Annotated in this window: 8 protein-coding genes and 1 pseudogene; 8 read left to right on the plus strand and 1 reads right to left on the minus strand. The window is 71.8% G+C overall.

What is annotated here, in order from left to right:
- The first annotated feature begins 28 nt into the window (after positions 1–28).
- On the plus strand, positions 29–2,179 hold the full coding sequence (gene mrdA, locus ACFWJW_RS32980; protein WP_387248042.1) for a penicillin-binding protein 2: 2,151 nt from the start codon (positions 29–31) through the stop codon (positions 2,177–2,179).
- Positions 2,176–3,390 (plus strand): rod shape-determining protein RodA, encoded by a 1,215-nt coding sequence (rodA, locus tag ACFWJW_RS32985; RefSeq protein ID WP_387248044.1) that lies wholly within the window; start codon positions 2,176–2,178, stop codon positions 3,388–3,390. The genes mrdA and rodA overlap by 4 nt, the downstream gene beginning before the upstream one ends.
- A 7-nt stretch (positions 3,391–3,397) precedes the next feature.
- Here rodA and ACFWJW_RS32990 read toward each other — a convergent pair whose 3' ends face one another.
- The gene (locus ACFWJW_RS32990) at positions 3,398–3,844 is read right to left on the minus strand and encodes an ATP-binding protein (RefSeq protein ID WP_387248046.1); all 447 of its coding nucleotides are present in this window, start codon (positions 3,842–3,844) and stop codon (positions 3,398–3,400) included.
- Positions 3,845–4,026: 182 nt separating this feature from the next.
- Between ACFWJW_RS32990 and ACFWJW_RS32995 the strand changes: the two genes are divergently transcribed.
- The 6 genes and pseudogenes from ACFWJW_RS32995 to ACFWJW_RS33020 form a co-directional block, all read left to right on the plus strand.
- A complete protein-coding gene (locus ACFWJW_RS32995; protein ID WP_387248048.1) occupies positions 4,027–5,682 on the plus strand; it encodes a CHAD domain-containing protein in 1,656 nt (551 codons plus the stop codon).
- 194 nt (positions 5,683–5,876) lie between these two features.
- A complete protein-coding gene (locus ACFWJW_RS33000; RefSeq protein ID WP_387248050.1) occupies positions 5,877–7,802 on the plus strand; it encodes a TIGR03960 family B12-binding radical SAM protein in 1,926 nt (641 codons plus the stop codon).
- A gap of 82 nt (positions 7,803–7,884) precedes the next feature.
- Positions 7,885–8,457 carry a GNAT family N-acetyltransferase gene (locus tag ACFWJW_RS33005; RefSeq protein WP_387248052.1) on the plus strand — a complete coding sequence of 191 codons (573 nt, stop codon included), beginning with the start codon at positions 7,885–7,887 and terminating at the stop codon, positions 8,455–8,457.
- A gap of 28 nt (positions 8,458–8,485) precedes the next feature.
- Entirely contained in the window at positions 8,486–9,736 is a 1,251-nt protein-coding gene (locus ACFWJW_RS33010) for a hypothetical protein (RefSeq protein ID WP_387248054.1), read from the plus strand.
- A 48-nt stretch (positions 9,737–9,784) separates the two neighbouring features.
- A complete protein-coding gene (locus tag ACFWJW_RS33015) occupies positions 9,785–10,585 on the plus strand; it encodes a TIGR03936 family radical SAM-associated protein (RefSeq protein ID WP_387248056.1) in 801 nt (266 codons plus the stop codon).
- Between the two features lie 219 nt (positions 10,586–10,804).
- Positions 10,805–11,494: pseudogene (locus ACFWJW_RS33020) on the plus strand (ribonuclease E/G); the annotation flags it as partial.

Here is an 11,494-nt window from a genome sequence, read left to right on the forward strand (position 1 = left end):
ACGACCCCTCATGGAGGCGCGGCGCGCCATGAGTAATCTCCCGGAATCCCGGACCTCCCGGGTCAGCGTCCGGCTCATCGCGATCCAGATCCTGGTCTTCTCGCTGTTGCTCACCCTCGGCGGCCGGCTCTGGTACCTACAGATCCGCAATGGCACGGAGTACGCCACCGAAGCCAGGAACAACCACGTCCAGCAGGTCATCGAGCCCGCCACCCGCGGCTCCATCCTCGACGCCCGCGGCGTGCCGCTGGCCGACAACCAGACCCGTCTGGTGGTGTCGGCCAGCCGTACCGAGCTGCTGAAGATGAAGGATGACGGCAAGGCCGTGCTCGGCCGGCTGGCCAAGGTGCTCGGCATGTCCGAGAAGGAGATCCGCAACAAGGTCCGGCTCTGCGACTCCAAGACGCCGCAGCCGTGCTGGAACGGCTCGCCGTACCAGCCGATCCCGATCACCGACGAGGCCACCACCCAGCAGGCCCTCCAGATCCGCGAGCGCTCCGAGGACTTCCCCGGCATCAGCGCCGAGCCGACCGCCGTCCGCCGCTACGCCGCCCCGGGCGACGCCAACACCGCCCAGGTCCTCGGCTATCTCTCGCCGGTCACCGACGAGGAGATCAAGAAGGCCGAGCACAGCCGTTCCCCGCTGCTGCGCTCGGACCAGATCGGCCGGTCCGGTCTGGAGCGGACGTACGACGACGCGCTGCGCGGCAAGGCCGCCGTCACCCGCTACGAGGTCGACAACCTCGGCCGGGTCATCGGCCAGGCGAAGAGCGAGAAGGGCAAGGCCGGCGCCAGCGTCGTCACCAGCATCGACGCCCGGGTGCAGGGCCTGGCGGAGAAGCAGCTCGACCAGGCCATGAAGGACGCCCGTAAGGAGCACGACAAGAACACCGGCACCAACTACAAGGCCGACTCGGGCGCCGTCGTCGTCATGGAGGCGAAGACCGGCCGGGTGGTGGCGATGGCCTCCAACCCCACCTACGACCCCAACGCCTGGGTCGGCGGGATCTCGGGCAAGGACTACGCCCACCTCACCGGCAAGGACTCCAACTACCCGCTGCTGAACCGCGCCATCCAGGGGCAGGCCGCCCCCGGCTCGATCTTCAAGGTCATCTCGACCGCGGCCGCGGTCAACGCGGGCTATGACTTCAACGGTCACTACCCCTGCACCAGCTCGTACAGCATCGGTGGCCAGACCTTCAAGAACTTCGAGTCGCAGAGCCATGGCGCGATCAGCCTCGGCCGGGCGCTGGAGGTCTCCTGCGACACCGTCTTCTACCGCCTCTCGCACGACGAGTGGAAGAAGGACGGCGGGGACAAGCCGAAGAAGGACGCCAAGAACTGGTTCTACAAGACCGCCCACCAGTTCGGCCTCGGCAAGGAGACCGGCATCGACCTCCCGAACGAGGTCACCGGCCGGGTCCCCGACCGCAAGTGGAAGAACGCCTTCTGGAAGGCCAACAAGGCGGGCTGGTGCGAACAGGCCAAGGCATGGCCGAAGAAGAAGGACTTCGGCACCAAGCTCGCCCGGGAAGGCTGCCTGGAGGGCATGAAGCTGCACGCCTACGACTCGATCAACTACGCCATCGGGCAGGGCGACACCCTCGTCACCCCGATCCAGATGGCGGCCATCTACGGTGCGATCAGCAACGGCGGCACGCTCTACGACCCGACCGTCGGCAAGGCCGTCATCAGCCCCGACGGCAAGCACATCCAGCGGGTCAAGCCCCAGCCGCACGGCCGGCTGCCGGTGACCCAGAAGACCCTGCACCAGATGGACGGCGCCCTCGCCGGTGTCGCCACCCGCGGTACCGCCGCCTGGCGGTTCGGCGGCTGGCCGCAGGACAAGATCCCGATGCACGCCAAGACCGGTACGGCCGAGGTCTACGGCAAGCAGACCACCTCGTGGTTCGCGACGTACACCAAGGACTACACGATCGTCATGACCATCTCCCAGGGCGGAACCGGCTCCGGCGCCTCCGGCCCTGCCGTGCGCAACATCTACAACGCGCTGTACGGCGTCGACGAGAAGGGCGGCATCGACCCCAAGGCCGCGCTGCTCCCGAGGCCGGAGGCCAAGCTGCCCAAGATCGAAAGTGATGGCGCCATCCAGTCCCAGCCCATCAAGCCGTATGCCCCGCCGTCGCCGTCGCCGTCCGCATCGGAGAGCCCACGATGACGACCAGCCACACCTCCCGGGCGTTCTCGATCCGGCGCTACACCCCTGAGCTCGGCACCTGGGGCAAGCTGACGGCGCGCGATTCGGTGCTGCGCAAGCTGGACTGGATACTGCTGCTGTCCTGCCTGGTGCTGTCGCTGGTGGGCTCGCTGCTGGTCTTCTCCGCCACCCGCAACCGCACCGAGCTCAACCACGGCGACGAGTACTACTACTTCCTGCACCATCTGCTGAACCTCGGCATCGGCCTGGCGCTCGCCGGCGGCACGATCTGGCTCGGCCACCGGACGCTGCGCGGCGCCGTCCCGGTCCTCTACGCCCTCTCGGTCGTGCTGGCGCTGCTGGTGCTGACCCCGCTGGGCGCCACCATCAACGGCTCGCGGTCCTGGCTGGCGATCCCCGGCGGCTTCTCCCTCCAGCCCGCCGAGTTCGCGAAGATCACCATCACGCTGGGCATGGCGATGCTCCTGGCGTCCCGGGTCGACGCGGGGGACCGGCCGCACCCCGACCACCGCACCGTCGTCCAGGCCCTCGGGCTGGCCGCTGTCCCCGTCGTCGTCATCATGCTGATGCCCGACCTCGGCTCGGTGATGGTGCTCGGCGCCGTCATCCTCGGGGTGCTGCTCTCCTCCGGCGCCTCCAACCGCTGGATCCTCGGACTGGTCGGCACCGGTGTCGTCGGCTGTGTCGCGATCTGGCAGCTCGGACTGCTCGACGACTACCAGATCGCCCGCTTCGCCGCCTTCGCCAACCCGAGCCTCGACCCGGCCGGTGTCGGCTACAACACCAACCAGGCCCGGATCGCGATCGGCGGCGGCGGGCTGACCGGATCCGGTCTCTTCCACGGCAGCCAGACCACCGGTCAGTTCGTCCCCGAACAGCAGACGGACTTCATCTTCACCGTCGCCGGTGAGGAACTCGGCTTCCTGGGCGCGGGCCTGATCATCGTCCTGCTCGGTGTGGTCCTGTGGCGCGCCTGCCGGATCGCCCGGGAGTCCACCGAGCTCTACGGGACGGTGGTGGCCGCCGGCATCATCGCGTGGTTCGCCTTTCAGTCCTTCGAGAACATCGGCATGACCCTGGGGATCATGCCCGTCACCGGTCTGCCGCTGCCGTTCGTCTCCTACGGCGGCACCTCGATGTTCGCGGTCTGGATCGCGATCGGGCTGCTCCAGTCGATCCGGGTGCAGCGCCCGCTGTCCGCCTCCCGCTGACGCCGCGTCAGTCCCTGAGGTGCAGTTCGAACCAGAACGAGGGGGACCGCGGCAGCCCGCCGAACGGTGTGGTGCCCCAGTCGTCGGAGAGCTGTCCGGTCAGCAGCAGCCCGAGATCGGCGTCCCACTCACCGGTCACCGCGGCCGGCCGGGGAATCCGGACCGGCGCCTCCTCGTGCACGCCGATCCGCAGGCCGTGTCCGGCGGCCAGCAGCCGCAGCAGGATGTCCGCGGACCGCGGCGTCCGCAGATGGGCGCTGGTCACCGCCTCCGAGGTGAGCAGCACCGCGGTGTCGGTGAGCGGGGCGAGCGGGGTGCGGCGCAGCACCGCGCGGACGAAGTCGCGGGCGGCCTTCGGGGCGCGGGGGGTGCTCGGCGTGCTCAGGAGGTGTGGGCGGGCGCCTGCCGCGACGCGGATGGGTGTCCGGGTGACGGGTGCGGTCTGGGGGTGCACGGGTGTCTCCCTCCCCGAAGGGGTCGAGTGCGCGCCCATTGCCACTCTGCGTGGTGGGCTCGTCACACACGGTAAGTCACGCCCTGCGGCGAGTGCTACCCGCTCCGGCGGTTTCCGGCCCCTTGACGGCTACCCGGTCCTGGCGGGTGGTCCCGGCCGGAGTGGGTGACTAGATTCGATGCATGGCGGACACCGTGCGGGAAATCGAGCGGAAGTACGAAGCCGACGACGACACCCGGCTGCCCGACCTGACCGGGATCGACCGGGTCGCCGCCGTGGTGGAGGCGGGCACCGAGGACCTCGACGCCGTTTACTACGACACCCCCGACCAGCGCCTCGCCGCCGCCGGCGTCACGCTGCGCCGGCGTACCGGCGGCAGGGACGCGGGCTGGCATCTGAAGCTGCCGGTCGCGCCCGGGGTGCGGGACGAGCTGCGGGCCCCGCTGTCCGAGACGCCGCCCCCGGAGCTGACCGCGCTCGTACGGTCCCGGGTGCTGGACGGGGAGCTGGTTCCCGTCGTACGGCTCCGGACGCGGCGCACGGTCCGGGTGCTGAACGATGCCGCGGGCGCCCCGCTCGCGGAGGTCGCGGAGGACGCGGTGCATGCCTGGCCGGCGGCCGGGGCCGTCGACGCCGGGACGGCCGACGCCGGGCGCGCCGGGGCCCGCTGGCGCGAGATCGAGGTGGAGCTGACCGGGGACGGCGGCACCGGACTGCTGGACGAGGTCGGCCGGGCGCTGACCGCGGCGGGGGTGCGCCCCGCCTCCGCGGCGTCGAAGCTGGCGCGGGCACTGGCCGAGACGGGCCAGGGCCGCGACGGGGCCGCGCCGCCCATCGCCGGGCCGGGCGAGCGGCCCGCCCACGGCTCCGGCAAGGCCGCGGCCAAGGGGAAAGCTGCCGGGGCCAAGGGGAAGGCCAAGGGCAAGGGTGCCGGGAAGCGCGGCAAGAAGGGGCCGACCGCCGGTGAGGTCGTGCTGGACTACGCTCGCGAGCAGGTGCGGGTGATCATCGAGCTGGACCCCGCGGTACGGCGGGATCTGCCCGACGCGGTGCACCGGATGCGGGTCGCCACCCGCCGGCTGCGCAGCGCCTTCCGCTCGTACACCAAGGTGCTCGACCGCGCCGCCACCCGGCCCATCGGCGTCGAACTCAAGTGGCTGGCGGCCGAGTTGGGGGTGGAGCGGGACCGTGAGGTGCTGACCGAGCGGCTGCGGGAGGGGCTGGCGGAAGTGCCCGCGACGCTACGGCTCGGCCCCGTGGACGCCCGGCTGCGGATCTGGTCCGAACGGCGCCGGGCCGGCGCGCGGGACCGGCTGCTCGACGTCCTGGACGGGCCGCGCTACCTGGCGCTGCTGAAGACCCTGCACGCCTTCCTGGAGGAGCCGCCGCTGCGTAAGGCCGCCGGCCGCCCGGCGCCCGAGGTCGCGGCCGGGGCCGTGCTCAAGGACTACCGGCGGCTGGCCCGCCGTACGGAGGCCGCGCTGGCCGCACCGGCCGGCCGGGAACGGGACGAGGCGCTGCACGGCGCCCGCAAGGCGGCCAAGCGCACCCGGTACGCGGCGGAAGCGGCCCGCCCGGCGCTCGGCCGGCCGGCGAAGAGGTTCGCCAAGCGGACCAAGCGGGTCCAGCAGCTGCTGGGGGACCACCAGGACAGCGTGGTGGCGCGCGGCACCTTGCGCGAGCTGGCGACCCAGGCCCAGCGGGCCGGTGAGGGCGGTTTCACCTTCGGCCTGCTGTACGGACGTGAGGAGGCCCTGGCGGCGGACCGGGAGCGGGCCCTGCCGGACGTGTGGCGGAAGGCGTCGCGCCGTAAGCACCGGGCCGCGCTGCGGCCGTGACCATGCCAGGCTCCTGATCGTGTGATCGGTGCCCGTAGCTCCGCCGACGCGGAGAGGGCCCGCCGTGGGACGAGTGCCAAGTGCGCCGGCCCCTGTGCTCCCCGCCACCGCGGGGGTGTCCGGTCGCCGTGCTGGGGGGTGGCTCCGAGCGGTTACGCTTGAGAGTCGCCCCTGCCAGCTCACGAAGGTTCCAGATGTCTGCCGAGTCGGTCTTCCCGCAGCTCGAGGCCCTGCTCCCGCATGTGCAGAAGCCCATTCAGTATGTCGGCGGTGAGCTGAACTCCACCGTCAAGGACTGGGACTCCTGCGATGTCCGCTGGTCGCTCATGTACCCGGACGCGTACGAGGTCGGTCTGCCCAACCAGGGCGTCATGATCCTCTACGAGGTCCTCAACGAGCGCGAGGGCGTGCTGGCCGAGCGCACGTACAGCGTGTGGCCGGACCTCGAAGCGCTGATGCGGGAGCACGGCGTCCCGCAGTTCACGGTCGACGCGCACCGCCCCGTCGGCGCCTTCGACGTGCTCGGTGTCTCCTTCTCGACCGAGCTGGGGTACACCAACCTCCTCACCGCCCTGGACCTGGCCGGCATCCCCATGGAGGCCAAGGACCGTACGGAAGACCACCCGATCGTCCTCGCCGGCGGCCACGCGGCCTTCAACCCCGAGCCGATCGCGGACTTCCTGGACTGCGCGGTCGTGGGCGACGGCGAGCAGGCGGTGCTGGAGATCACCGAGATCATCCGCGCCTGGAAGGCCGAGGACCGGCCCGGCGGCCGCGACGAGCTGCTGTTCCGCCTCGCGAAGACCGGCAGCGTCTACGTCCCCAAGTTCTACGACGTCGAGTACCTCGCCGACGGGCGGATCTCCCGCGTCGTGCCGAACCGCTCCGGCGTCCCGTGGCGGGTGTCCAAGCACACCGTCATGGACCTCGACGAGTGGCCCTACCCCAAGCAGCCGCTCGTCCCCCTGGCCGAGACCGTCCACGAGCGGATGTCGGTCGAGATCTTCCGTGGCTGCACCCGCGGCTGCCGTTTCTGCCAGGCCGGCATGATCACGCGCCCCGTACGGGAGCGAAGCATCACCGGCATCGGCGACATGGTGGACAAGGGGCTGAAGGCCACGGGATTCGAGGAGGTCGGCCTGTTGTCGCTGTCCTCCGCGGACCACACCGAGATCGGCGACATCGCGAAGGGGCTCGCCGACCGGTACGAGGAAGACAAGATCGGCCTGTCGCTCCCGTCGACCCGGGTCGACGCCTTCAACGTCGATCTTGCCAACGAGCTGACGCGCAACGGCCGTCGCTCGGGTCTGACCTTCGCGCCCGAGGGCGGCTCGGAGCGGATGCGCAAGGTCATCAACAAGATGGTCTCCGAAGAAGACCTGATCAGGACCGTCTCCACGGCCTACGGCAACGGCTGGCGGCAGGTGAAGCTCTACTTCATGTGCGGTCTGCCGACCGAGACCGACGAGGACGTGCTCCAGATCGGCGACATGGCCGTCAAGGTCATCGCCGAGGGCCGCAAGGTCTCCGGACAGAACGACATCCGCTGCACGGTCTCCATCGGCGGCTTCGTCCCCAAGCCGCACACCCCCTTCCAGTGGGCGCCGCAGCTCTCCGCGGAGGAGACCGACGCCCGCCTCGAAAAGCTCCGCGACAAGATCCGCGGCGACAAGAAGTACGGCCGCTCCATCGGCTTCCGCTACCACGACGGCAAGCCCGGCATCGTCGAGGGCCTGCTCTCCCGCGGTGACCGCCGCGTCGGCTCGGTCATCCGCGCCGTCTACGAGGGCGGCGGCCGCTTCGACGGCTGGCGCGAGCACTTCTCCTACGACCGCTGGATGAAGGCCGCCGAGGAGACGCTGCCCGCCTTCGGCGTGGACGTCGCCTGGTACACCACCCGTGAGCGGGAGTACGAGGAGGTCCTCCCCTGGGACCACCTGGACTCCGGTCTCGACAAGGACTGGCTCTGGGAGGACTGGCAGGACGCCCTCGACGAGACCGAGGTCGAGGACTGCCGCTGGACCCCGTGCTTCGACTGCGGCGTCTGCCCCCAGATGGACACCGAAATCCAAATCGGCCCAACGGGCAAGAAGCTGCTGCCGCTGACGGTCGTCAAGTAGCGCTTCCCGTACGCGCCTTCGGCCCGGCCCGGCTCCGCACCTCGCGGGGCCGGGCTGCCGTACGTTCCCGCACAATGAAGCGATGTCGCCACAGCTCATCGCCCCCACCGTCGCCGTCCATGCCTCCTTCCTCGCCGCGATGGACGAGTTCCGTGCCGACGGTGCCGAGACCGTCGCACACTCCAACCTGGCCCAGGAGCTGAGGACTTGGGCCACCCGCTGGCCGACCGCCGAGGGGTTCGCCGAGTACGTCGAGCTGACCGGCGGGGTGTCGAGCGAGGAGCGCGCCGACGGCGTGGTCCCCAAGACCACCCGCTGGTGGGTGGACGGCGACACCTACCTGGGCCGGGTCACCTTCCGTCACCGGCTCACCCCCTCCCTCCTCACCTGGGGCGGCCACATCGGCTACGGGGTGCGCCCCGGTGCCCGGCGCCGCGGTCATGCCACCGGGATGCTGCGCGCCGCGCTGCCGATCGCCCATCACGAGCTGGGTATCGACCCGGTGCTGGTCACCTGCGATGACGCCAACACCGGCTCACGTAAGGTCATCGAGGTCTGCGGCGGGGTCTTCGAGGACCAGCGGGACGAGAAGCTGCGCTACTGGTTCCGCCCGGCCGCGGCCACCGCGGGGCCGCGGCCGTCACTGCGCATCTGACGTACCGAAGTGCAAGGGGGAGGGCCCTATGGAGCCCATGGACAAGGACCGGCGGGTGCCCGAGGACAAGGACCGGCGGGTGCCCGAGCGCTATGAGCCGGGTGAGGGCTGTCTGACCACCGCGGTCCGGCTTCCGGTGCGGATCGTGGTGCTGGTGCTCGTGGTGCCGGTGCGTCTGGTGTGGGACGCGTTCGCCGCCCTCGGCCGGGCCGTCCACCGGACCGCGCTGCGCCCCCTCGGCAGCGGCCTCGCCTGGCTGTGGCGCACCCTCGTCCTGATACCCGTGGCCTGGATCTGGCGCACGCTGGTCGTCGCACCGGCGGTCTGGTTCGGCCGGTATGTGCTGACGCCTCTTGGCCGGGGGATTGCCTGGCTGGTGCGCGGGTTGGGCGTCGCGTTGTCGTGGTGGGGCAAGGCGTTGTTCGTGTGGCCGTGGGTGGCGTTGTGGCGGTATGTGTTGGCGCCGGTGGGTCGGGGCGTTGCTGTGGTGGTGGCGTGGTTGGTGCGGTATGTGGTGGTCGTGCCGGCCCGGTGGTTGTACGTGTCGGTGCTGACGCCGGTCGGGCGGGGGATTGCCTGGCTGGTGCGCGGCTTGGGCGTGGGGTCGCTGTGGTTGGGCAAGGCGTTGTTCGTGTGGCCATGGGTGGCGTTGTGGCGGTATGTGTTGGCGCCGGTGGGTCGGGGCGTTGCTGTGGTGGTGGCGTGGTTGGTGCGGTATGTGGTGGTCGTGCCCGCCCGGTGGCTGTACGCCTCGGTGCTGACGCCTCTAGGTCACGGGATCGCCTGGCTGGTGCGCGGCCTCGGTGCCGTACTCGCCGGCCTCGTCCGGTGGATCCTGGTCGTGCCGCTGGTCGCCCTGTGGCGGTATGTGCTGCGGCCGGCCGGGCGGGCGCTGGCCGCCGTGGTGACGGTGGTCGTCCGCGAGGTCGGGGCGGCGTTCGGGCACTGCTGGCGGGTCGCCGGGGTCATCTCCCGCGCCGTCGGCCGGTTCCTCGGCACGGTGCTGCGGTGGCTCTTCGTCGAGCCGGTGCGCTGGGTCTACCGCACCGTGCTCACCCCGCTCGGCCACGGCATCCGGAACGGCATCTGGCGGCCTGCCCGGCAGGCGCTGCGCACCGCCCGCGAGACCGTCCGGCAGACCCGCCGGGAGCTGCGGCGGGCCCTGTTCGGCGCCCCCAGGGAGCCGGAGCGCGCGGGTGCCGTTCCGCCCCGCCGGGAACCGGGAGCCCCCGGGACACGTACTCTTGGTAGCAGTACGACCGCACTCACGAAGGACTGAACGACACTGGGCAAGCGACAGCCCGAAGGCCCGCCGCCCGCACCGGCGGTGCAGCGCATCCGACTGCGCTACACCAAGCGCGGCCGCCTCCGGTTCACCAGCCACCGCGACTTCCAGCGCGCTTTCGAGCGGGCGCTGCGCCGCGCCGAGGTCCCCATGGCCTATTCGGCGGGCTTCACCCCGCACCCCAAGGTGTCGTACGCCAACGCCGCCCCGACCGGTACGGGCAGCGAGGCCGAGTATCTGGAGATCCAGCTCGCCGAGCGCCGCGATCCGGACAAGCTGCGCGAACTCCTCAACGAGTCGCTGCCGGACGGGCTCGATGTGATCGACGCCGTGGAGTCCCGCACCAGCGGCCTGGCCGACCGGCTGGAGGCTTCGGTGTGGGAGATCCGGCTCGACGGGGTCGCGCCGGAGACCGCCGGGCACGCCGTCGAGGCGTTCCTCGCCGCGGAAGAGGTGCAGGTCGAGCGCCGGACGAAAAGTGGCATGCGGACCTTTGACGCACGGGCCGCGGTGGCGCGTCTGGAGGCCGCCGGTCGCGAGGGCGATAGGCCCGACGGCAATGCCTGTGCGATACTGCGGCTGGTTGTTCGGCATCTGACACCTGCCGTTCGACCCGACGACGTCCTGTCCGGCCTCCGAGCTACGGCCGACCTGGCGCCGCCGGTCCCCGCTGCGGTGACCAGGCTGGCGCAGGGGCTGCTCGATGAGGAGACCGGCGCGGTGACCGACCCGCTGGCGCCCGACCGCGACGCTGCCACGGCCGCCCCACCCACGGCCGCCGGGCTGAGTGCCGCGAAGGCGACATGTGGGGCCTCCCCGGCAGCCGGGGAAGGTACTGCGTAGGACCGCCGTCGTCGCGTCGCCGATCAACCAGGGAGCCACCCCGGTCCGGCAGACGCACTGACCAGGAGACTTTCGCCGGTCCCGCCCTACCGGGGCCGACGAGCGAGACGACAGCTCCCGTGCGGCGCCCACGCCCCGGACAGCGGGACCGCGCTCATCACGCGGACCGCGACCGGAATCAGGCGCGGCGCCCGGGAGCGTGACGGGAGAACCGCCCGCATGCTCGAGCCCATTGAGCCCACCGGATCCACGCATTCCCAGGATCGCGGTGCTGACGACAACAACAACCACTCACCCAGTGACACGCTGCCGCCGCGCCGCCGGCGCCGCGCGGCATCCCGGCCGGCCGGTCCGCCGGCGGCCGGTGCCGCCGGCGAGGCCGCGGTGGTGAGCACCGAGGCCACTGCCGCATCCGCGGCCGATCCGGCCCTCGCCGAGGAGACCACCGCGGCCGCGGTGACCACCGGTGACGAGGCCAAGCCGGCCCGTACCCGCCGCCGGGCGACCCGTAAGGTCACCTCCCCGGCCGGCGCCCCGCAGCCGGCCGCCGAGACCGGGACCGCCGAGGAAGAGGCAGAGGAGGCCGAGACGGCCGAGGCCCCGGCCGCCGCTGTCGAGGCGCCCGCCGAGGCGCCTGCCGAGGCACCGCAGGACGAGGCCGCGCCGCGCCGCACCCGCCGCCGGGCGACCCGGAAGGTGACCGCCCCCGCCGGTACCCCGCAGACCGAGGCCGCTCCGGAGCCGGTGGCCGCCGAGGCGTCCGCGCCCAGCGAGGCGCCCGCAGCCGCCGAGACCACCGTCGAGGCCGCTCCGGCCGCCGCCGGGGAGACCGAGGAGGCGGCGCCGCGCCGCACCCGCCGCCGGGCCACTCGTAAGGTCACCGCTCCGGCCGGCGCCCCGCAGGAGAGC

This window comes from Streptomyces sp. NPDC127097 (genome assembly GCF_042724075.1).
Lineage (GTDB): Bacteria > Actinomycetota > Actinomycetes > Streptomycetales > Streptomycetaceae > Streptomyces.

Coding starts and splice junctions, on each gene's coding strand:
- mrdA (WP_387248042.1), top strand. CDS start 29: ATGAGTAATCTCCCGGAATCCCGGACCTCCCGGGTCAGCGTCCGGCTC.
- rodA (WP_387248044.1), top strand. CDS start 2,176: ATGACGACCAGCCACACCTCCCGGGCGTTCTCGATCCGGCGCTACACC.
- ACFWJW_RS32995 (WP_387248048.1), top strand. CDS start 4,027: ATGGCGGACACCGTGCGGGAAATCGAGCGGAAGTACGAAGCCGACGAC.
- ACFWJW_RS33000 (WP_387248050.1), top strand. CDS start 5,877: ATGTCTGCCGAGTCGGTCTTCCCGCAGCTCGAGGCCCTGCTCCCGCAT.
- ACFWJW_RS33005 (WP_387248052.1), top strand. CDS start 7,885: ATGTCGCCACAGCTCATCGCCCCCACCGTCGCCGTCCATGCCTCCTTC.
- ACFWJW_RS33010 (WP_387248054.1), top strand. CDS start 8,486: ATGGAGCCCATGGACAAGGACCGGCGGGTGCCCGAGGACAAGGACCGG.